Annotated in this window: 20 protein-coding genes; 15 read left to right on the top strand and 5 right to left on the bottom strand. The window is 27.4% G+C overall.

Annotated elements, in window-relative coordinates; translation table 11 throughout:
- Positions 1 to 295 precede the first annotated feature (295 nt).
- Positions 296 to 3,202, top strand: a complete 2,907-nt coding sequence (locus tag IC213_RS05330) for an EAL domain-containing protein (protein WP_227855690.1) — start codon at positions 296 to 298, stop codon at positions 3,200 to 3,202.
- A 149-nt stretch (positions 3,203 to 3,351) separates the two neighbouring features.
- Here IC213_RS05330 and IC213_RS05325 read toward each other — a convergent pair whose 3' ends face one another.
- On the bottom strand, positions 3,352 to 4,971 hold the full coding sequence (locus IC213_RS05325; protein WP_227855691.1) for a Na/Pi cotransporter family protein: 1,620 nt from the start codon (positions 4,969 to 4,971) through the stop codon (positions 3,352 to 3,354).
- Between the two features lie 313 nt (positions 4,972 to 5,284).
- Complete coding sequence (locus tag IC213_RS05320; protein ID WP_227433223.1) at positions 5,285 to 6,025, bottom strand: helix-turn-helix transcriptional regulator; 741 nt, start codon at positions 6,023 to 6,025, stop codon at positions 5,285 to 5,287.
- Between the two features lie 148 nt (positions 6,026 to 6,173).
- Between IC213_RS05320 and IC213_RS05315 the strand changes: the two genes are divergently transcribed.
- From IC213_RS05315 to IC213_RS05285, 7 genes are all read left to right on the top strand, one after another.
- Positions 6,174 to 6,923: an AAA family ATPase gene (locus IC213_RS05315; protein WP_227433224.1), complete on the top strand. Its 750-nt coding sequence runs from the start codon at positions 6,174 to 6,176 to the stop codon at positions 6,921 to 6,923.
- A gap of 64 nt (positions 6,924 to 6,987) precedes the next feature.
- A complete protein-coding gene (locus tag IC213_RS05310; RefSeq protein ID WP_227433225.1) occupies positions 6,988 to 7,884 on the top strand; it encodes an ABC transporter substrate-binding protein in 897 nt (298 codons plus the stop codon).
- Positions 7,885 to 7,900: 16 nt separating this feature from the next.
- Positions 7,901 to 8,881, top strand: a complete 981-nt coding sequence (locus tag IC213_RS05305) for an iron ABC transporter permease (protein ID WP_227855692.1) — start codon at positions 7,901 to 7,903, stop codon at positions 8,879 to 8,881.
- On the top strand, positions 8,881 to 9,675 hold the full coding sequence (locus IC213_RS05300) for an ABC transporter ATP-binding protein (protein WP_227433227.1): 795 nt from the start codon (positions 8,881 to 8,883) through the stop codon (positions 9,673 to 9,675). The genes IC213_RS05305 and IC213_RS05300 overlap by 1 nt, the downstream gene beginning before the upstream one ends.
- A gap of 106 nt (positions 9,676 to 9,781) precedes the next feature.
- Positions 9,782 to 11,059 (top strand): nitrogenase component 1, encoded by a 1,278-nt coding sequence (locus tag IC213_RS05295; protein ID WP_227862818.1) that lies wholly within the window; start codon positions 9,782 to 9,784, stop codon positions 11,057 to 11,059.
- Between the two features lies 1 nt (position 11,060).
- The gene (locus tag IC213_RS05290; RefSeq protein WP_227433229.1) at positions 11,061 to 12,272 is read left to right on the top strand and encodes a nitrogenase component 1; all 1,212 of its coding nucleotides are present in this window, start codon (positions 11,061 to 11,063) and stop codon (positions 12,270 to 12,272) included.
- Between the two features lie 159 nt (positions 12,273 to 12,431).
- A complete protein-coding gene (locus IC213_RS05285; RefSeq protein ID WP_227433230.1) occupies positions 12,432 to 12,623 on the top strand; it encodes a hypothetical protein in 192 nt (63 codons plus the stop codon).
- A gap of 96 nt (positions 12,624 to 12,719) precedes the next feature.
- Here the strand turns inward: IC213_RS05285 and IC213_RS05280 are convergent, their stop codons facing one another.
- Positions 12,720 to 13,532 (bottom strand): Mrp/NBP35 family ATP-binding protein, encoded by an 813-nt coding sequence (locus IC213_RS05280; protein WP_227855694.1) that lies wholly within the window; start codon positions 13,530 to 13,532, stop codon positions 12,720 to 12,722.
- A gap of 440 nt (positions 13,533 to 13,972) precedes the next feature.
- Between IC213_RS05280 and IC213_RS05275 the strand changes: the two genes are divergently transcribed.
- The 4 genes from IC213_RS05275 to IC213_RS05260 all read left to right on the top strand — a co-directional run bounded on the left by IC213_RS05275 (position 13,973) and on the right by IC213_RS05260 (position 17,591).
- Complete coding sequence (locus IC213_RS05275; RefSeq protein WP_227433232.1) at positions 13,973 to 15,124, top strand: GNAT family N-acetyltransferase; 1,152 nt, start codon at positions 13,973 to 13,975, stop codon at positions 15,122 to 15,124.
- Positions 15,125 to 15,318: 194 nt separating this feature from the next.
- Positions 15,319 to 15,957 carry a cobalamin-dependent protein gene (locus IC213_RS05270; RefSeq protein WP_227862817.1) on the top strand — a complete coding sequence of 213 codons (639 nt, stop codon included), beginning with the start codon at positions 15,319 to 15,321 and terminating at the stop codon, positions 15,955 to 15,957.
- A 1-nt stretch (position 15,958) separates the two neighbouring features.
- Positions 15,959 to 16,984 carry a uroporphyrinogen decarboxylase family protein gene (locus IC213_RS05265; protein WP_227855695.1) on the top strand — a complete coding sequence of 342 codons (1,026 nt, stop codon included), beginning with the start codon at positions 15,959 to 15,961 and terminating at the stop codon, positions 16,982 to 16,984.
- Positions 16,971 to 17,591, top strand: coding sequence for a hypothetical protein (locus IC213_RS05260; RefSeq protein WP_227483225.1), 621 nt, complete (start codon positions 16,971 to 16,973; stop codon positions 17,589 to 17,591). The genes IC213_RS05265 and IC213_RS05260 overlap by 14 nt, the downstream gene beginning before the upstream one ends.
- A gap of 109 nt (positions 17,592 to 17,700) precedes the next feature.
- Here the strand turns inward: IC213_RS05260 and IC213_RS05255 are convergent, their stop codons facing one another.
- Positions 17,701 to 18,387, bottom strand: a complete 687-nt coding sequence (locus IC213_RS05255; RefSeq protein ID WP_227862816.1) for a YjjG family noncanonical pyrimidine nucleotidase — start codon at positions 18,385 to 18,387, stop codon at positions 17,701 to 17,703.
- Positions 18,388 to 18,399: 12 nt separating this feature from the next.
- A complete protein-coding gene (locus IC213_RS05250) occupies positions 18,400 to 18,945 on the bottom strand; it encodes a helix-turn-helix domain-containing protein (RefSeq protein ID WP_227433237.1) in 546 nt (181 codons plus the stop codon).
- A gap of 237 nt (positions 18,946 to 19,182) precedes the next feature.
- On the opposite strand from IC213_RS05250, the gene IC213_RS05245 reads away from it, so the two are divergent.
- From IC213_RS05245 to IC213_RS05235, 3 genes are all read left to right on the top strand, one after another.
- A complete protein-coding gene (locus IC213_RS05245; protein WP_227483223.1) occupies positions 19,183 to 20,430 on the top strand; it encodes a GntP family permease in 1,248 nt (415 codons plus the stop codon).
- Between the two features lie 83 nt (positions 20,431 to 20,513).
- Positions 20,514 to 22,508: an ATP-binding protein gene (locus IC213_RS05240; RefSeq protein WP_227483222.1), complete on the top strand. Its 1,995-nt coding sequence runs from the start codon at positions 20,514 to 20,516 to the stop codon at positions 22,506 to 22,508.
- Complete coding sequence (locus tag IC213_RS05235) at positions 22,505 to 23,830, top strand: sigma-54-dependent transcriptional regulator (RefSeq protein ID WP_227483221.1); 1,326 nt, start codon at positions 22,505 to 22,507, stop codon at positions 23,828 to 23,830. Before IC213_RS05240 ends, IC213_RS05235 begins: the two co-directional genes overlap by 4 nt.
- Positions 23,831 to 23,996: the final 166 nt, after the last annotated feature.

Raw genomic sequence — 23,996 nt, 5'->3', positions numbered from 1 at the left:
TTATAGGAATTTCAATTTGATGTAATTATAAAAAGATTATATAAAAAATGAATTATTTTACCATGTTAAAAGCTATATAAATTTGTTATTTTGCAAATTCATATAGCTTTTTAAGTATTCTTATTATGTGTGATAGATATAAAATAATAGTATATTTATATAAGTTAAGTTTTCTGTATTCTCACTTGTAATATATATTTTAGACGTATTTTGAAAGTTAAACAATTGGCAGTATATTCTATTTTTCTATTGAAAATGATATAATATAGCTACTAAGAGGGAGGAGGACAAAATTTTGAAGTTAAAAACCTATCAATTGATTCTGATTGTTTGTATGATTTTTCTTTCTTTTCCAATAAAAATTAACTCTGCTTCAGATAGGGTTCCAGTTAAAGTCGGGTATTATGATGATGGCGATTATATGAGTCGAAATGAAAATGGAGAGTATATAGGATTTAATTTTGAATACTTACAAGAAATTACTAAGTACACTAACTGGAAATATGAAATAGTAGATTGTAAAAGTTGGGAAAATGCTCTTGAAATGTTAAAATCAGGTGAGATAGATGTTCTTCCTAGTGTCTATTATACAAAAGAACGTACAAAAGAAATGCTTTTTCCAACACTACCAATGTGTAATATCTATACAACTTTAAATGTAAAAGTGGATGATACTCGTTATGATTATGAGGATTTTGATTCATTTCAGGATATGAAAGTAGGTGTTATTAGTAATAGTAAGGATGCTGAAAACTTTAAAGAATATTGTAAAACAAATGATTTTGAAGTTAAAATTATATCTTATAAAGAAACAGATGATTTATTAAGAGATTTAAAAAATGGAAATCTTGATGGTGTTGCTATAACACATCTTGGTCGGACTAGTACATTTAAAAGTGTAGCACAATTTTCTCCAGAGCCACTCTATACTGTGGTTTCAAATAAGAAACTGGATTTATTATCTCAACTGAATTCTGCTTTGAATACATTGACACTTAGGAATTCAAGTTATGAAACAAAATTATATAATAAATATTTTTCTATAAGTACTGCTCAGAAGCCAGTATTTACAAAAGATGAGCAAGAATATATACAACAATCTGGTGAAATTTCAGCTGTTTATGATTCTACAAAGATACCACTAGAATATGGTGATTCAAAAACAGGTGAGTTTTCTGGTGTGGTTGCTGATTTATTTAAGGAAATTACAAATAACACTGGCTTAAAATTTAGATTTGTTTCTGCAAAAAGTTATAGTGAAGCTCTTCAAGTATCAAAAGATTCTAGAATATCTATAGTTTGTGGTATGGAAAACGATTATATTAACAACCAAAAAAACAATATAAGAACAACGCAGTATTATTTACGTGCTCCAGTAGTTTTAGTTAGTGGAGAAAAAGAAAATGAAATTAAAAAAGTGGCAGCTGTAAATGGTTCTTTAATTGGACAAAATATTACTGAAGATGGGAAACTAGATAGAACTATAGAGTATTATAATTCTCCAAAAGAATGTTTTGAGGCTGTATTAAAGGATAAAGTGGATGCTGTTTATGTAAATACATATATTGCAGATTATCTATTGTCCAATCCTCGTTATGAAAAATTTTCTGTTTCGACCTTGACAAACTATGCAGAAGAAATAAGTATTGGTATTTCTGATTCTGCAGATTCGAGGTTATTTTCTATACTAGATAAATGTATTCAATATATGTCAACAGAACAAATGGACAGAATAATTTTAAAAAATACGATAATTCAATATGATATAACTTGGCAAGATATTATCCACCAGCATCCAATGGCAATTATTGGAGGCGTTATTATAGTATCAGCTATTATTATTATACTTTTGAGTTTTCTACTTTTATTAAAGTCAAAAAATAATAAACGTATTGAGAGTTTGTTATACCGAGATAGTCTTACAGGAATTTGGAATTTAAATAAATTTTGTAAAGAAGCTATTAAGAGTTTAAGAAGTGCAGAAAGTGGTTCATATGTGATTGTTTATTTAGATATAAAACAATTTCGAATGATTAATGACACTTTAGGTTTTTCAGAAGGAGATGAAATACTTTGTGCACTAGCTAAAGCTTTACAAGATTCTGTATCTTTTGAAGAATCTTGTGCTCGCGTTTCTGCAGACCAATTTGTTATGTTATTAAAATACGATAGTTGGGAGTGCTTAGAAGAACGTCTCTTCAAGATTGATAATCAATTAAATGGTTGGGTAGAAAAAATGAGAAAAACTTACCAACTTATTCTTGTATTTGGTGTATATATAGTAGATGAAGTTGAAAAACATGATATATCTCTCATGCTTGACCTAGCAAATTATGCAAGAAGAAATACAGAAATAACTCACAAAAGTTGTGTTGTACTTTATGATATGACTATGAGAGAGGAAGGGCTACATCAAAGAAACTTAACAGATAGAATGCAAATAGCCTTAGAACAAGGAGAGTTTGTTCCATACTTTCAACCAAAGGTAGATATGAATACAAATAAATTGGTAGGAAGTGAAGCATTGGTAAGATGGAATTATCCACATAAAGGTATAATAAGTCCTGCAAAATTCATTCCTTATTTTGAAAAAAACGGATTTGTGGTAGAAATTGACTTTTATATCTATGAAGAAGTCTGCAAAATGTTAAAGAGATGGATGGATTTGGGATTAAATATTAGTCCAGTATCCTGCAATTTTTCCAGAATTCATTTTAATAATGAAAGCTTCTCAGAAAAATTGATAGAAATAGCGGATTCCTATAAAATACCTCACAAATACCTTGAAATAGAAGTCACAGAAAGTATTTTTGTTGAAAATCTCAATCAGATTTTGAGTCATTTTAATCAACTAAGAGAATCAGAATTTCCTATTTCTATAGATGATTTTGGTTCTGGATATTCCTCTCTTGGCTTATTACAACAATTTTCTGTTGATATAATTAAGTTGGACCGTACATTTATACAAAAAGGAATGCATGGTAGTCGTGAACAAGCTGTCGTGCGTGGAGTGGTAAATATGGCAAAAGAATTAAATATGAAAGTTATATGTGAAGGGGTAGAAAGTATAGAACAAGTGAGAATACTAAAAAAAATTGGATGTTATTTGGCACAAGGATATTTTTATGCAAAGCCAATGCCACAAGATGATTTTGAGCAATTATTAAAAAATCCTGTGCTTAAAATCAAATCAAATGTTTAAGGTACTCGTTTATTATATAAGAGAAAAAGAAAAATACCTATTCTAAATTTATATTAACTAAATTGAAAAAGCTATAAATAATAGAATTATTATTTATAGCTTTTTATTATATTAAGTAGTTAATTAAAATTAAATACAAATTGTAGTCATTATATTTTCTGTTTAAGTTTTAAAACTTGTTTTACTATATTTGTTGAATGGTCAGAAATTCTTTCTAAGTTAGTAAGTAAGTCAAGGTAAAGTACACCAGCATCAATTGTACAACTACCATTATTTAATCTAATCATATGAGAATTTCTAAAAGTTTTTTCTAAGTAATTTACTTCATTTTCAACTTCTAAAACTTTGTTTGCTAATTCAAAATCTTTTACATCTAAAACTACTAAAGCATCCTTAAAGTTAGTCATAGTTTTATTGTATATTTCATAGATTTCTTTTATTGCACTATCAGAAAAGTTAACATTCATTTCTTTAACAGTCATAGCCAATTCAGCTATATTTTCAGCATGGTCAGATACTCTTTCGATATCATTTACTGTATTGAAAAGTAAATCTGTTCTAAATCGTTCATCATCTCTGAGTGGTTCTTTAGAAAGTTTTAACAAGTAATTTAATATATCTTTTTGCAATTTATTAACAACTTTTTCAGACTCAAAAGTTTTCTTAATATCCTCACTACTTTTATTTAAAAAACCTGCAATTGAATGTTCTAAAGAGTTTGTAGCCTTATGGCCCATTCTAACAACTTCTTGTACAGTATTACCAAGTGCTATAGATGGAGTACTAAACATTCTTTCATCTAAGTACTTAGTATTGTTTACAATTTCTGACTCAGTTTCCTTAATAGGTATAAGTTTATTTGCTAATTTAACTATGTATTTAGAAAATGGCAATAATATTATAACATTTGTAAGATTAAATAAAGTATGTGCATTTGCTATTTGTCTAGCTGTGTCAGTTGGGTCAAAACGAGTAACTATTGCTGATATAGGTTTATTTAAAACAAGCATAAATATTATTGTACCAATGACATTAAAGCTTAAATGCATTACAGCTGCACGTCTAGCATTTCTATTTGCACCAACACTTGATAAAAGTGAAGTAACACAAGTACCAATATTATCTCCATAAAGTATAGGTAAAGCAGCTGATAGAGGAAGTATTCCTTGAGAAGCTAAAGCTATTAGCATACCCATAGAAGCACTTGAACTTTGTATGATACCAGTGATTGCAAATCCTGCTAATATACCAAGGATAGGATTTTTACTAAAATATAAGAGTGTATCAGTAAATCCCTTATACTCAGCAAGTGGAGCTACTGCATCTTTCATAAATTCCATACCTGTAAATAATATACCAAAACCAATAAGTATTTCAGCTAAGTGTTTTGTTTTTTGATTTGATGTAAATAAATAAAATACTATACCTATACCTAATGCAATTGGGGCTATTCCTTCAAGATTAAATGAAACTAATTGGGCAGTAACAGTAGTACCTATATTTGCACCCATTATTACACCAATGGCTTGACTTAGATTCATTATTCCTGCATTTACAAAACCTACAACCATTACAGTAGTAGCACTTGAACTTTGTATGATACCTGTAACAACTGTACCCACCAATACACCCATAACAACATTACTTGTTAAGAGTTCGATGATTTTCTTTAATTTGTCTCCTGCCGATTTTTGTAAACCTTCTCCCATTAAACTCATTCCATAAAGAAAAAGTCCAAGTCCACCGATAAGACTAACTGCTATATTCACGATATTTCCTCCCTTAAGAAATTAATAAATTTTTTATATGAATTATAAACTTTATTAACTAAAATTTATCGTTTCCATAATATAGAATAACAAATTTTGTCAATTTAAATATTAACGTTTTGTTAAGTATAGGTTAAGAGAATGTTAAATCTTTAAGTTGTTGTTAATTTGAGAAAACTTATATCATGTAGTAATTTAAATACTTAAGGTGATATTTAGCATATTTTGGATAAAGTCAACTTAACAAAGAATTAACTGTTTTCGTCAAAATATTTATAATTAAAAAATATCATCCTTTGCAGAATGATATTTTTTAATTATAAATATTTTTATATTCAATTGGTGTAAGGTTGTTGAACTTTTTAAAAACCATACTATAATAATTTTGGCTATTGAACCCAACAAATACAGCAACATCTAAAATAGACATGTCTTCTCGAAGCAAATATTTTTTACTTTTTTCGACTCGAACCTTATTGAGAAAGTTAGTAAATGTATATCCACTTTCTTTTTTAAATAGGGAGCAAAAATAACTTTTATTAAGTTGTAAATCATTACATATATCACTTACTGTTATATCCTCTGAGTAGTTTTTATGAATATAATCGATAGTTTTTTTTACATAAAAACTAAGAGCTGGTTTGTGTTTCATTTTATCATTACATATTTCTGATAAAAGATTTGATATATAATCTACACATGATAGAGGCTTAAATGGTATATCAGAAAACTCAATATCATTATTAATGCATGATTTAAAAGGCCCTATAACAAAATAGCCACTAGAAATATCAAATTTATGTATTGGCATAATTAAAAATTGTATGTCATTGCAAAAACTTAACATTATATAGGATAAGTTTTTATTAGATATAAAATCTGTGCTTTTTATATTATTGAATATGTTTAAACTTGAAAAGTATATTTCTAGTTTATCACTGTAGCCAACACTACAAAGTTCTTTTAAATCCTTATTAATCACTTTTGTTGGGATATTACAACAGTCAAAAAAATCATTAATGATAAGTTCTATATCATCTTTAAAACATTTCAAAAAATCACCTCATCTAAATTTATACAAATATTTTTATAAAAAAACAAATATAGTTAAGAATTTAAAAAACATATCGCGTAAAATAGTTATTGCGAATGATAATTAATTTCGTTAAATAATATTATGATGTAAGAGAGGTAAAAAGTCAATGAAAAAAATAGCTATTTATGGGAAGGGAGGAATTGGAAAATCAACAACAACTTCCAATTTATCTGCATCACTTTCTCATTTAGGATATAAGGTTATGCAAATAGGATGTGACCCTAAATCAGATTCTACTAAAAATTTAATGAAAGGAAAATTTATACCAACAGTTCTAAATGTAATGAAAGAGAAGAAAGATGATTTAAAACTTGAAGACATAGTATTTGAAGGATATGGTGGAGTATTATGTATTGAAGCAGGAGGCCCAACTCCAGGAGTAGGTTGCGCTGGAAGAGGCATAATAGCGGCCTTTGAAAAATTAGAAGAATTAAAGGCGTTTGAAATATATAATCCAGATGTAGTAATTTACGATGTACTTGGAGACGTTGTTTGTGGAGGATTTTCAATGCCAATAAGAAATGGATTTGCAAATGAAGTGTATATAGTAACTTCTGGAGAAATGATGTCAATGTATGCTGCTAGTAATATATCTTTAGCTGTAGAGCAATTTAAAAATAGAGGATATGCTTCTTTAAAAGGACTCATATTAAACGCTAAAAATGTTGAGAATGAAATAGAATTAGTTGAAAAATTGGCTGATGAAATAAAAAGTAAAGTTTTTCACTATATCCCAAGAAATAAAATCATGCAACAGTCTGAGAATAATGGAAGAACCGTTATAGAAGAAGATAAAGATGATGAAATGTCACAAGTATATATAGAACTTGCAAATAAGATTATGCAAAGTAACTAGATAAATATAAGATTAAAATAGAAAATACAGATTTAAAATAAAGTTTATTATGGAGGAAATTTTTATGAAATTTAAAAAGATATGTTCAGTATTTTTACTTAGCGCATTAATATTAACAGGATGCTCAAAACCATCAAATGATGAGTCTGCAAATAAGGAGTCAAATAACAACGTAAAAGTTGTTTCAGCCACAGTAGCAGCAACACAAGTACTAGATAAATTAGATGCTACTTTAGTAGGTATTCCAACGACTAAATCTGAATTGCCAGAAAAATATAAAAATCTACCAGAAGTAGGACAAGCTATGAATCCTGACTTAGAAATTGTAGCATCTCTTGAGCCAGATGTATTTATAGTTGATAGTATGTTTAAAGAAAATGTTGAGAAGAGTATGAAAGAATATAACCTAGATACATTCTATTTTGAAACTGGAACATACACAAAGTTTCTTAAAAGTATAGAAAATTTAGGTAATAAAATAAATAAACAAGATGAAGCAGAAAAACTTATAAAAGAGCTAAAAGGAGTAGAAGAATTGGTCGTAGAAAAATCAAAAAAACAGGATAAAAAACCAAGAGTAGCTATTTTATTTGGTGGTGGAAATAGTTTTATGCTAGCTACAAAGAGCTCATATCTTGGTGATTTGGTTAAAACAGTAGGTGCTGAAAATATAGCTGATAACTTAACAGATAGTGTGGATTCAGATTATATACAATTTAGCTTAGAACAAATTATAAAAGAAAATCCAGATTACATACTTAGATTTGCACATGGGAATATAGAAGAGACTAAAAAAGCATTTGATGATTCTTTTGATAAAAATCCTGCATGGGCTACATTGAATGCAGTGAAAAATGGAAAAGTTATAGATTTAGACTCAAGTATATTTAATGTATCAGCAAATATACATGTCAAAGATTCAATAAATAAACTGGGAGATATCTTATATGGAGATAAATAGATTTTAGGTGAATAATATGGATAATAAAAAAGTCTTATTGATATTTACAGGGTTGATAACTGTAATTATTTTATTAATTGTTTTTTCTACTGTAGGGAGTGTAAATTTAAGTATTGGGGAAATATTTGATGCATTGATAAATGAAAATAATACAATGGTTACTACAATAGTTTATAAAATGAGGTTGCCTAGAAATATTTTAGCAGCGTTAGTTGGTGCAAATCTAGCAGTTTCAGGATTATTGTTACAAGCTGTTATGAAAAATCCATTAGCAGACCCTGGTATAACAGGTATATCTACAGGAGCAAGTGTAGCTGCTATTATAATATTGCTTTTATTTCCACAATATACAAGTATGTTACCAATAGTTGCTTTTATAGGAGGACTCATATCTTGTGGAGTAGTATATTTGATGGCGTATAAAAATGGGCTTAGACCAGAGCGAATTATACTAGCTGGAGTCGCTGTAAACACTATATTAGGTGGTGTTATATCGTATTTATCAACTATGTATAGTGAAAGAATTCAAAGTGCAATGTTGTGGTTAAACGGAAGTTTAGCCACAAAGACTTGGTTAGATGTAAATATGCTAATATGGTATTCTGTTATAGGATTGATAGGATCAATTTTACTTATCAGAAGCGCAAATGTACTACAACTAGGAGATGACGCAGCTACAAATCTTGGCTTCAATGTAAATAAAAGTAGGTTTCTAATCTCATTAGTAGCTATATTTTTAGCAGGTGTTTCTACCTCTATAGTTGGTGTCATCAGCTTTGTGGGTCTTATAGTACCACATATAACTCGTATGTTGCTTGGTAGTGACCATAAATATACGATACCATTTAGTATAGTACTAGGGAGTATAGTATTATTAATTGCAGATACATTAGCAAGAACAATAGGAGGCTCTATAGAGATTCCAGTAGGCGTTATTATGTCTATAATAGGGGGTCCATTCTTCTTATATTTATTAAGAAAGAGAGGCGGTTATTAATGTTCAATGTAAAAAATGTCAAAATAGGTTATGAAGATAAGATTATCATAGACAATCTGAGTGTGAGCATTAAGGAAAAAGAAGTAGTTTCTATATTAGGTCCAAATGGTTCAGGAAAATCTACGCTACTTAAATCCTTATCTAGAATTTTGAAAATTAAACAGGGTGACATATATATTGGTAAGAAAAATATGAAAGTCATGAGTAATAAAGAAATTTCGAGGAAAGTGGCATTATTAGCTCAACATAATGCCTCCTTAAAGGATATAAAAGTAAAGGATTTAATATATTATGGAAGAATACCACATAAAGGTTTTTTTGAAAGTAAAAATAAAAATGATGAAGAGATAGTAAATTGGGCAATGAGAAATACAGGTCTTGAAGCATATAAAGATAAATTGGTAAGCAATTTATCTGGAGGAGAAAGACAAAGAGTATGGTTAGCGATGGCACTTTGTCAAAAGCCAGATATACTTTTATTAGATGAACCTACAACATATTTAGATATATCTCATCAATTAGAACTAATGGAACTTGTAAAAGATATAAATAAAAAATTTGGAATGACTATAATTATGGTTCTACATGATATAAATCAAGCGAGCAAATACAGTGACAGACTTATTATTATGAATAATGGTGCTATAGTAGCGGATGGCCATCCTAATAACGTAATAAGTGAAGAAATAATAAAAGATGTTTATAAGGTAAAATGTGATATAGATATAGACCCAATTAGCAAAAAGCCTAGGATTCATCCAATAATGTTATGTAGAAGAACTAGTAGTATATAAAGTTTTAACATTTGAAATGAGCACAGTTTAAAAATATAAAAAGTAATATAAGTGTAACTTTAAATTTATAAAGTTGTATAAGTAATAGGATTGGAAAGGAAAAAATATGTATACTTTAAATGTATTAAATAGATTAAAAGATATAGCATATGATAAAGATATAAAATCTTTATCATATGCTGTGTTTCCAGGGACTCATTGTCCATTGTTTGGAGTTGTATTAACTGCATCATATATAAAAAACATGGCTCTTGTGATAGTAGGAACAAATGAATGTACTTATTATAGTAAAAACTTTGTATATCATAGACAGTCTGGTCAAGATAGTGTTTATTCAGTAGTTCTAAAAGATAAAGATATAGTTTTTGGTGCAGAAAAAAAAGTAATAGAAGCTGTAAAGTATATTTCAGAAGTTGAAAAGTTTGATGCAATAATGATAGTAACTACATGTGTACCAGAGTTAATAGGTGAGGATTATAATGCTTTATCTGAGGAATTGGAAGAACTGATAGGTATCCCTGTTTTAGCAGTTAATACCGAACATTATACTTGTAATTCTCATATAATTGGAATGACTAGAGCTTTAAAGAGTTTATCATCAGTTATGGAGAATCATACAAATAAAAAAGGTGTTAATATTTTAGGGCATAGACAAGAGAATGTAGAAGATACAGAGCTTGTAAAGTTACTTTTTAAAGAAGGCGTAAAAATAAATTGTGTAATACCATCTAAATGTACTATAAGAGATATAAAAAGTGCATCTAGTGCTAAATTAAATATAGTAACAGACATGATAGCATTGGATTTAGCAGAAGATATGAAAAATAAATTTGGAATAGAATACATATATTTTGATAAAAACATGAAAGAGTCAATTATAATGGAAAACTATAATAAACTTTGTAACATTTTAGATATAGATGTACAAGATGAATTATTAGAACAAAGACAAAAATATAATTTGTTATTGAATAAATGTAGACTTCTAATGGAAGGTAAAAAGCTAATTTATGGGAATACACCAATGATGGTGTTTGAAACAGTGGATTTCTTAACAGAATTAGGGTTAGTGCCAGAATTTATACAAGTGCGTGAACTTTATGAACAAGATGGTTTATTTAAAGACAACATAATAAAAAAAGGACACAATCCATATATAAGCAGAATTGCGAATATAGCTCCACTTAGAAGTTTGTATGATACTATAAATGCAGATATTTATATAGGCCATGAAAATCCAATGTTATTAAAAGAAAAAGGACTTATGCAAATAACGTTAGACGAACATGCACAAAAAATAGGGTTTGAGCTTCCAATAGGCATAATGGAAACTTTAATTAAATTGTTTGATGTGGAGAAAGTTACAAGAAAGGAAGTGATTTAATATGGAAGTATATAAATATTTTCCAAATCCTTCTGATAGAATGGGAATAATATTTACAGTATCATCAATAAGTGAAGCCTGTGTCATAGAATTTGGCCCATCAGGAACAACTCACTATGCGATAGAAGCAATTGGAAGTTTAAATGGAGAAGACAAAGCAAAGATTTATTCAACTCATATGAGTGAAAGTGATGTTACGTTTGGAAATTATGATAGATTAGAAAAGGCTATAATTGAAATAGATAATAATATTAACCCAAAATATATATTTGTAATGGCTTCATCTGTATCTTCTATTATAGGTGTGGATATAGTAGGAATCTGCAATATCATAAGTGATTCTGTAAACTGTAAGTTAATCCCAATTACAACAGGTGGATTAAGAGAAGATTATAATCAAGGAGTTGAAGATTTTCTTTATATATTAGCAAAGGATGTAGTAAAAGAGAGCAATGAAAAAATTGATAGTTTTAATATAATTGGATGTAATATAGACCAATATAACTTTTTATCAGATTGTGAAGAAATTAAAAGGATGATAAAGACTTTTTTCAAAAAAGAAGTAAATGTAACCTTTACATCATACACATCAATAGATGAAATAGAAAATGCATCTAAATCTAGTTTAAATATAGTACTTAGGAAAGAAGGTATTAAAGCAGCCACTTTTATGAAGGATAAGTACAATATACCTTATGTGTATAAAAAGCCTTATGGAATAAAAAATACTGAAGAATTTATTAAAGACATACAAAAAGTAACTATGTGGGATTTGGATAAAAGTGCTTATGAAGCTGAAGTATCTAACATAAAAAGACAAGTATTTAATATAAAAAGGAAGTTTTATTTTTATAAGGAAAGCAAAAAATGTGCTGTATTTGGAGATTATGACACTGCTTTAGGATTTAAAGATTTATTGAATGAATTAGGTCTTGAAGTTGATAGAGTTAATATATTGCATAATACAGATTGTAATGACGAATCTGTATATATTGGAAATAATGAGTTAGAAAGAAATAAATATTTAAAAGAAAATGAGTTATTGGTTTTATTTGGAGATGGTACTAGTATTGATATGAGTCACAATTCAAAGTTAGATATACAGATAAGTAATCCAAACCTAAAAAGTGTAAATATATATCCATATACACCATTTATTGGACTAAGAGGAGTGCTTTACATAATTGAAAGAATACTTAATATATCACTATAAGATAGATTTATTAAAAGGTTAATACATATTTTCTCACAATAATTTATGAATTCTGTTAGGATTTGTAAGATATGGGATATAATATAAATAAGTAAATTTTATAAATAGATAATTTACTTGCTTTATTTTAATTATGCTGGAGAAGTGGGGGAATAGGTTATGGAAAGACTAATGGAGCTTTTAGAAAGAAAATTTTTAAAAGATGTAGAACTCTTAGAATTGGAAGATATAGAAAATGTAGTAGAGTGTAAAATGACACAGCCATACAATGCTCACTATAATGAATACTTAGTAAAAGTGAAAAATGGAGATATAATAGAAGAATATTTTGTGTATTTAAAACATAGATAGATGTAAAAGAGGTGTGTATTTTATTTGTAATATTACAAAATAAATACACACCTCTTTTAGTATTAAAGTGTAAAACTATAAAATTTTAATTTATATCTATTTGATATTTTCAACAATATCAGTTAATATTGAGTCTAAATCATTACTAATGTCTGTAACACCATTATGAGTAATATCTATGATTTCTTTAGTCATAGGAAGTTCACCTAGAAGTTTTAAATCTAAATCATTTAAAAACTTTTCAGTAGAGTCACCATCAAATAGTTTGATTTTTTTAGAACAATCAGGACATTGAATATAACTCATATTCTCAATAACTCCAAGAACATTTATGTTCATTTTTTTAGCCATATTAACAGCTTTTGATACAATCATAGATACCAAATCTTGAGGAATTGAAACCATAACTATTCCACTTATAGGTATAGATTGCATAACTGTTAATGCAACATCTCCAGTGCCTGGGGGCATGTCTATAAGTAAATAGTCTAGTTCTTCCCAAAGTACATCAGTATAAAATTGTTTTACAACTCCTCCAACTAGAGGTCCTCTCCAAACAACAGGTTCATTTTCATCATCTATCATAAGATTTATAGACATTACTTTTATGTTATTTGAATTTTCTACAGGATAAATATAAGAACCATCAGAATAAGCTTTTACATTTTTTAGACCCATAAGTCTAGGAATACTTGGTCCTGTTATATCAGAGTCTAATATACCAACTTTATATCCCATTTTATTTAGCTTATTAGCAAGTAAAGCAGTTACAGTCGATTTACCAACTCCACCTTTCCCACTCATAACACCAATTATTTTTCCGAATTTATTGTTAGGGTTATTTTCAATAGAACAATTTGATTGACTATTACAATTTCCCTTTGATAGACATGAATTACAATCTGCCATATCTATTACCTCCAATGTTTAGTATTTATTAGATTATTTGTAACCTACATATACTATTTTAGTACAATTAAACAATAAAGTCATTATTTAAAAGGAACTTAGAATATTTTCTATTAATCAAATAGTAATTTATTATAAAAAAAAGAAGGTAATAAAAAAATATAACCTTCTCAATAAAATGGTTGTTTCAATTGACCTATAGAGTTTAATCATATAAACATATAGGAAATATTTCAATATATTATACATAAATGGTCATTTTATAAGTATAACTGGGAATTATATATATTTTTTATAGAAGTTTGTTGAAAAACAATTAAAAATCATGAAGAAAAAAGATATAATTAGAAATGTAGTGATAAATTTAAAAATGTGGTAATAAATATTTTACTAAAAATTATAGCATTGAAATATTTTAAATAACATCAGGAGGAATATAGATGGAAATAAAACCAAGAAGTGCAAAAGTAGAAGAGTTTGATAAAGTAACAGGATTAATAAACTATGTGTTTAGAATATCAAGAAACTATAAGCCAACTATGGTGGAAGAGTTTCCACTTTTATTGAATAAAGATAACATAGAAAATATGATTATAATATCAGAAAATGAAAAAGTAGTTTCAGATGTAAACTATTTGGTACAAGATGTATCTATTCAAGGAAATAAACTAAAGGTTGCAGCTATAGGTGGAGTATGCACACATCCAGATTATGAGAAGAAGGGATATTCATCTAAAATACTAGATAAAGCAGAAGAAAAAATGTTTTCTGATGGTGTAGATGTTTTAATTATTTCAGGGACAAGAAGTTTATATAGTAGAAGAAACTGTAGTGTAGTGAAGAGTTTCTATAAATATACAATAAAGCCAGAAAATATTGAAATACCATATGAAATAGTTGAATTTGATGAAACTAATTTTGAAAAAGATGCTGATTTAGATAAAATGATTGAATTATATAATCAAAATAGTACTAGATTTATAAGAACGAGAGATGAATTTAAAAAATTATTACATGCAGCTACTATTGCTTGGGGGCCAATTGATTATAAGAAAGTATTTATAAAAGAAAATAGTAACATAATAGGATATTTAATAATAAGAACAATAAAAAAAGAAGGTTCTATTATAGGAGAAGTAGTTGAAATAGGAGTGAATAATATAAATGTTGAAAATATATTAAAATATGTTACGAATAAATTTGGTTTAGAGTATTTAGACTATAAGGTACATGTAAGAAATCTAAAGGACCAATTAGGATGTAATGAACTAAAGTCTTTAGATTATCAACAAGGAACAATTAAAATAATAAATTACAGTAAATTATGTGATAATTTAAAAGGTTATTTTAATCAATATGTAGATTCTGAACTATTAGAGCATATTGAGTTTAAACAAGTTGAAAATAAATATATCATCAAATATAAGGAAGAGGAGCTTATGATAGAAAGTTTAGATAAACTTAACAAGCTATTTTTCGAAAGAAATGAAGAACAATACAATGAATTTAAACATTTAAAAAAAATATATGAATTTACTACAAAAGTATTTCCTATAGATTTTCCATGGACTGCAAATTTAAACTACCAATAATTATTATACTTTTTGCCTAAGATTTAAAAGAAATGTTCTTAGAGATGGCTTAAAGAAGTTGATTCAATTAGCTAATCAAAGAAGAGATTACCTACATCAAGTAACTTGAGTATAAAGTTATTTGGTATGGAAGATTAGTTCAATGAGTGTTGGAAAAGTACTTTTATGAAGGAATTTGAAAGGATGAGTATTATATGGACATACTTGAAAAAATAGCAGAATGTATATTAAATATGGGTGTAAATAATATAAAAGAGTTGGTAAAAGACGCTATAGAGGAAAATATTAATGTAGAGGATATATATGAATATGGGTTAAACAAGGGTATGATAGGTGCTTTAGATAAGTTTGAGAATAAAGAATACTATCTTTCAGAAGTGATAGTATGTACAGATGCATTAAACAAAGGTATTAGCATCTTAAAGGGCACTGGAAAGATAAAGAAAAAATCAAAGGGAGTAATTTTAATGTCTGTAGTAGAAGGTGACACCCACGAGATTGGAAAAAATATTGTAAAAGTAATGGTTGAAGCTACTGGATATAAAGTAATTGATTTAGGTGTAAATAGAAAAAGCGAAGATATAATAGAAGAAGCTATAAAAAACAATGTAGATATAATAGGTTTATCTTCAATGATGACAACGACAATGGAAAACATGAAATCAGTAATAAATAAGCTTAATAGACTTAATTTAAGTAAAAGGCCAAAGGTAATAATTGGTGGAGGTCCTGTAAGTATGGATTTTGCAGAAGAGATAGGTGCAGATGGATATAGTCCAAATGCTCCAAAAGCAGTTAAATTAATAGACAAACTTATAGGAGGAGAAATTTAGAATGTTTTCAGATATGACTTTATTGCAATATATAAATAGTGAAGATAGAGGATTTTTCCTGCCTGATATGGGTACAAATGGTTTATTTTTAATAAATAAAAAAGCATATGAAGTATATGATAGTGTAGATTTACAATTGGAATTAGCAAGAACTATGGACAAATATTTTGAATCAGATTTTATATATTCATTTTGTGATGGAATTACATTTTGTGAGACTCTGGGCTTAGAGACACTAAGACCAGATTACGATTTTCCAAGTGTATTGACACATACAATAACAGATAGTGAAAAGTTAAGAAAATTAGATGTACCAGACCCTTATACAAGTGGACGTATGCCACTCAATCTAGAAAGCTTGTCACTAATATCAAAAACTATAAAAAAACCATTATATGAATCAATACAAGGTCCATTTACTCTTGCAGGTCAATTAGCTGGGGCTACACAACTTTTAAGGTGTATAATAACTGATAAAAAATTTGTGGAGGAGTTATTAGAATTCACTACTGAGTTAGTAAGGCGATATGCTGTGGCTGCAAATAAAGCAGGTGCAAAATATATTTCAATAGCAGAGCCAACATCAGTAACTTTAAACAAAGCTAGATTTAATGAATATATAGTAAAAAATTTAAATGAGATATATGATGAACTTGATTGTTGGAAAGGTATGCATATATGTGGAGACACAAGAGAGTTGTTAGATGATATGTTGAGTTGCAATGTAGATGCAGTAAGTTTAGACCAAATTCTAGACTATGAAGAGATTGCACCAAGAATTCCAAAAGATATAGTTTTAATTGGAAATTTAGACCCAATAAAACTTCTTGGACGTTCTACACCTGATAAAATCACAAAGGAAACACTAAAGTTGTTAAAAAAGATGAGAAAGTATGATAATTTCCTATGCGATTTTGGTTGTAACTGTTTAAATACAACACCAGTAGAAAATTTACAAGCAGCCATAAAAGCAGGCAGAATTAGTTATAAAGAATTAGATAGGATTGATATGAATGAGTTGGAATAACAGTAAAAATATGCCTTATTTAGAATTTATAGATTTAGAAAATATTTATATAAATAAAGATACAGTGCTAAAGTTTTTGGGATATTCTAATAGAAAAGTTCCAGAAATGATTAATGAAATAGTTGAAGAAGAAATAAAAAGTATAAAAAGCATATTGAATATTAAAGTTTATATAAGTGAAATTGATACTGATAAAATGCCTAAAGAGTGTAAAAAGGCATTTGCTATTTTATATACTATAGGAGATAAAATTGATATTAAGATGAACGACTACATGAAAAATTGTAATATGATGGCAGGTCTAGCACTAGACAAAATAGGTGTAGTATGTTTAGATTACATTAATGAAAAAATAAAAATGTATTTAAAGGAAACCTATAGTAATCTCAATATATCATACGAGATATATCCAGGAGATAAAGATTTTAAAGTTGAAAATCAAAAAGACATTTATGAATATATAAAAAATAAATACAATAATTTGGAAATAAAAATCAATGATTATCATCAATTGGCTCCTATAAAAAGTGTCGCGATGCTCATATTAATGGGTGATAAGGAAAATACTGAATCAAGATGCAGTAAATGTATTAGAAAGTGTTTTTAGAAATTTTTACAAGATTAAAGTTGATATTGGCAAGTTGCAATAATTTTTTTAGCTTAAAGATACGCTAGCTAAAAAAATTATTGCAAAATAATAAGATTCTACTTATAAATTATAATAAATTTTTTAATTCAATGAGAGTGTTTATTTCATAAGTTGGTATAGAACTAGTATAATTTATACTGTTATTGGAGTTTAACCAACAAGTATCTATTCCTGAATTTATTCCTCCTAATATATCTGAAGTTAAACTATCACCAATCATCAAAGCCGAAGTTTTATCATAACACTTAAACTTTTTAAATGCATATTTAAATATTTCTGGATTCGGTTTTGATACTTTTACTTCTTCTGATACAATCATTCCATCAATATATTTTTTTATTTCTGAGTTTTTAAGCCTATTATTTTGGACTTTAGAAATTCCGTTTGTTATTATGATAATTTTATATTTACTTTTAAGGTATGGCAATACATCAAGTGTACCTGGCATTAAAAAAGTACATTCTGACAAAAGATTTAAGTACATTTTACTAAGAATTATAGGGTCAACATTTAATTTCATTTCCTTTGCAAAAAGTTCAAATCTAAGTAGCTTAAGCTCATCTAAAGTTATAGTGTGTTTTTCAAGGTCAAGCCAAAGCTTATCACTTATATTTCTATATATTTTTATACATTTGTCAAAGTTAAAATCCAATCCAAATTTAGATAAAAGTTTCTTGAAAGCATAAGATTCACTCTTTTTAAAATCAAATAAAGTATCATCTGCATCAAAAAATATAAATTTATATCTCTTCATAAGGTATACCCTTTATAGTATAACTGCAAAAACTACTTTGCTTTCACTATTAGAATCATTTTGCCATTTGTGCTTTGTTCCTAGAGGAATCTTAACACTATCACCTTTGAATAGAGTAAATTCATCATCATCCATAAATAGTTTGACTTCTCCTTCTAAAATGTATGCAATTTCATCTCCATTATGAGTAATTCTATCAACACAAGAAGATGTATTTGGAGCCAAATCCATAATAGCAAATTCTAAGTTACCACTAGAATCTGGAATTAAAACTTCATATACAACATCATTACTTCCAGGTAAAATAACTTTCTTTCTACTATCGCGTCTCACTATTAAACTTTTTTTATCTACTTCAGATACAAAAAATGTAAATAGAGGAACATTTAGAGAAGAGGCTATAGATTTTAATGAGTTTACAGATGGATTAGCAAGACCTCGTTCTATTTGACTCAATAATGATGGTGTAACATCTGCTAGTTTTGCTAAATCTCGAATACTTAGATTTTGTTTTTTTCGAACTTCAGCTATTTTTTCTCCTAAATTTAAATCATTCATATAAATATCCTCTCTTTTTCGTTTTAAAAATATTACTTTAAAATAACCTAAATAAAAAGATTATATAGTATGAAATCATTATAACATATAAGATATAATTTTGAATAAATAATGTTAAATCTAATTGAATAAATTAAAATATAATTGACAAGTGGATACAGAATACTTAAAATATATTTAAATAAAATTAAATTAAGTAAAAAATAATTAACTTACTTTAAGATAGGAGGGAATAGTGTGCAAATAACAACTTTTGGAGCTATATTTGGCTTATTAGTAGCAATTATTTTAATTATAAAGAAATTTCAAGCTGTATATAGTTTAATGTTAGGGGCATTTGTTGGGGGAATAATTGGAGGAGCGAGTATAACAGAAACTGTAGATTTTATGGCAACTGGAGCTATGAATATCTCACCATCAATTCTTAGAGCTTTAGCATCAGGTGTATTGGCTGGAAGTCTAATAAAAACAGGAGCAGTTGATAAAATATCAGAACAAATCGTAAAGATATTAGGAGAAAAGAGAGCCTTACTTTCTATAGCTGCTTCAACAATGGTACTTGCAGGAGTAGGTGTAAATTTAGATGTATCTGTAATAACTGTAGCACCAATAGGCTTATACATAGGAAGAAAATTAAACTACTCTAAATTAGCAATACTTTTAGCTATGTTAGGTGGAGGTAAAGCAGGTAATATAATATCACCAAATCCAAATACCATTGCGGTAGCAGGAAATTTTTCTGTAAATCTATCTAGTGTTATGATAGCAAACGTAATTCCAGCAATTGTTGGTATTGTGATTACAGTTGTTTTGGCAAGTTTATTAATAAATAAAGGAAACAAGGTGGAATCATATGAACTCTTGGAGCAAAGAGAGGGCTTACCAAGTTTGTTTAAGTCATTATGTGGTCCAATTGTAGCTATATTTTTATTGTTTTTAGGAAATATATCACCTATAGTAATAGACCCTATGGTTGCACTTCCTATAGGAGGAGTAGCGACCTTAATAGCTACAGGAAATTTGAAGAATACAAGAGAGTATTTATCTTTTGGATTATCTAAGATGCAAGGTGTATGCATATTATTACTCGGAACAGGGACTATTGCAGGTATTATACAAATGTCTGAATTACAACAGAGTACAATAGGTATACTACAATATTTAAATATGCCACAATTTTTATTAGCACCAATTTCAGGTATACTTATGTCACTGGCAACAGCATCATCAACAGCTGGAGCTACTATAGCATCATCAACTTTTTCTGATGCTATATTAAGTGGTGGATTATCGCCAATTTCAGGTGCATCAATTGTTAATGCAGGTTCTAGTGTATTTGAACAATTACCACATGGTTCATTATTTCATACTAGTGCAGGTAGTATAAATATGGATATAGGTGAAAGATTTAAATTGATTCCGTATGAAGCACTAATAGGAATAGTAATGACTATAGTTTCAACATCTATACAATTAATCTTATAATAAATATAAATATTTAATGAAAAAAGTAGGATTTTGTTATTAAATATTGAATTTATATAAAAAAGAAAGATTGGAGTTTTAAGGTGAATAAAAAAAAGATAGTAATTATAGGGATTATTTATTCATTTTTAGTTGTAGTTTCACTCGCAAATATGTATGTAGGTATGGAGTATAATTTGAATATATTTGAATATGTTAAGAAATCACTTCCATTTACAGAAGAGGAAAAACAATGGCTAAAAAAACATGAAAATTTAGTTTATAGTTCTGACCAGAGCTCTCCTCCCCTTAGATATAAAGGTCAAGAAGATGGTCAATACAAAGGAATTGTTGTTGATTTAATTAATTCCCTATCAATCCAAATAGGTAGAGATTTCTATTTTAAACCAAATACATGGTGGAAAGAATCCTTTGTAAATCCAGTGGATGATAGTATAAGATTTTTTGACTTAATTCCATCAAAAGAAAGAGCAAATAAGTTTGTATTTACTGACCCAATTTATACGTTAAGCGCAAACATATTGAAAGATAAAAAATCACAGAATATAAATAGTTATAGAGATTTAAAAGGAAAAACAATAGCAATACCAGAGGGTGACTATTCTATAAACTTTTTGAAACAAAGAGTTGATAATATAGATATTGTGTTGACTCCAGATATAAAGACTGGAGTCAATTATTTAATGTCAGGTAAAGTAGATGTAGTTGTTGGTGATGAACCAGTACTACAATACTATGTAATAAACTATGAACTTTCAGATAAATATAGTATTTTAAATACTCCTATTTATACCAAAAAGGCAGTTCTCGCTGTTCCTAAACAATATGAAGAATTAGTTGGTATTTTAAATAAGGGAATTTTTAAACTTCAGAAAAATGGTGTATATAAAGATTTAAATAAAAAATGGTATTCTATATATAATGAAGTTGATGATGTATTATATGATAGAGGAGTCATACCAATCATTTATATTTTTATAGGCATAATTTTGATATCTATTTATATTTTTTATAGTTATACATATTTATTAAAAATAGAAATAAGAAGGAAAACAGAAGAAGTAATAGAAAATAAGAAGGCTTTAGAGGCTACATTTAATAGTATCACAGACATAATAATGCTTATAGATGACAATTACAATATAGTTGAATCAAATAAAGTATTCTATGATTTTATCAATGAGACACAATATAAAAAAGAAGAATTAATTGATATAATAAAAAATATTATTGAGAATACATTTTCTGAAAATACACATGAAACAAGTGAAATAGAATTGAGTAATAAAATTTTGAAAATAAGTACTTTCCCTGTAGAATATAAAAAAAATAATGTTGAATATATAGTAGCTTTAATTAAAGACATAACTAATGATAAAATAATAGAAGCAAAGTTGTTGAGAGATAATAAAATGATATCTATAGGGCAACTAGCTTCTGGAGTAGCACATGAGATAAGAAACCCTCTAGGAATAATAAGAAATAATTGTTATCTTTTAAAAGATAATGTTACTATAGAAGAGGTAAATGATTGTGTAAAATCAATAGAAAGTAATGTAGATAGAGCAAGTAATATAATAACGAACTTATTAAATTTTGCAAGAATATCAGATGATAGTTTAGAAAATATAAATATGAGAAATTTTATTGAAAATATAGTCAAGCTTCAGTATAAAGTTTTACAGTTAAAAGATGTTGAAATAAATATAAACTGCAATAAGGATTTAGTGTGTTACATAAATGGAGAGTCTTTAAAACATGTATTTATAAACTTAATATCTAATTCAGTGGATGCAGTACATAAAGGCGGTAAAATTATTATAAATTGCTATGTGAAAGAGCGCTGTTTATTTATAGATTTTAAAGACAATGGTGATGGTATAAAAGAAAACGTTTTAAAGGATATATTTAATCCTTTTTATACTACAAAGCCGATTGGTGAAGGAACTGGATTAGGATTGTATATTACATATAATGAGATTAAAAAGAATAACGGAGATATAAGTGTCAAAAGTCAATTGGGAGTTGGTACTTGTTTTTATATAAAAATTCCACTAAATAAAGAGGTGACTATATGATGAAGATACTAGTAGTTGATGATGAATTAGAGTATGGAACAATAATGAAAAAAATTTTGCAAAAGAATGGATATGTGGTAGATATAGCACTAAGTGGAGAAGAAGCTGTGAGTATTATCAAAAAAAATAAAAATTATGATTTGATTTTGTCTGATGTTATGATGAAAAACATGGATGGAGTACAACTTTTAGATAAAATTAAATCTATTAATAAAAATATAGAAGTTATATTAGTTACTGGATATGGAAGTATTGAAAATGCAGTTGAAGCCATGAAAAGAGGAGCTTTATCTTATTTTATAAAAAGCAATCCTATTGAAACTTTATTAGAAGAAATTGAGAAAGTAAAAATAGAAAAAGAAGTAGTTTGTACACAAAAAAATAATTTGGACTTTACTTTAGAATCTAAAAATAAGGATTTTAATAATATAATAAAAATCGCAAAAAAGGCTGCTTGTAAAGATGTAAATATACTAATTCTTGGAGAATCTGGGGTAGGAAAAGATGTTTTAGCTAGATATATACATAGTCTAAGTCCAAGAAGAGATGAAATATTTGTACCTGTAAACTGTTGTTCTTTTTCTGAAAACTTATTAGAATCTGAGTTATTTGGACATGAAAAAGGTTCTTTTACTGGAGCAGTAGATAATAGAAAAGGCAGATTTGAACTTTCAAATAAGGGCACTTTATTTTTAGATGAAATAGGAGATATACCTCTAAATGTACAAGTAAAATTGTTAAGGACACTTGAAGATAAATCTATAGAGAGAATAGGAAGCAACAAGTCTATTAAAGTTGATTTTAGATTAATTTGTGCAATGAATAAAGAACCTAAAATAGAAATACTAAATGGTAATATAAGAGAAGATTTTTTTTATAGAATAAGTACAATAACAATAACTATACCACCTTTAAGAAATAGAAGAGAAGATTTAAATACACTTATAGACTTTTTCTTAAATAAATACCAGATTGAACATGATAAAAAAATATCCTCAATTGATAAAGAAGTAGTTGATTTTTTAATAAATTATGATTATCCAGGTAATATAAGAGAATTAAAAAATATAATCAATAGATTAGTAGTTTTAAGTGAAGGAAGTAAGTTATCAAAAGATAATTTAAACTTAATATCAAATAATATAAACATAGATGATAAAATAAGTATTAGACCTCTAAGAGAAATAAGAAAAGAATTTGAGTGTGAATATATTGAAAAGGTTCTATCTCTATGTGGAAATAATATTTCAAATACAGCAAAAAAATTGGAGATTAGCAGAAGACAATTAACTAATAAAATATCAGAGTACAATATTAAGTGAGAAAAAAACTTCTCATATACTGAGCAAAAAATTTCTCACAATTATTAAAAGATAAGTAGAAAAATTCTACTTATTTTTTTTATTATAATTTTTAAATTTAAGACTTACAATAATTATAGGTAAATTCAATGTTTATATAAGTAAAAAATGAAAATATCTATAGCAT

The sequence above is a fragment of the Clostridioides sp. ES-S-0049-02 genome (genome assembly GCF_020658465.1).
In the GTDB taxonomy this organism is placed as follows: domain Bacteria; phylum Bacillota; class Clostridia; order Peptostreptococcales; family Peptostreptococcaceae; genus Clostridioides.
The sequence above is the reverse complement of the archived record's forward strand: the minus strand, read 5'-3'. Positions and strand labels throughout refer to the sequence as shown.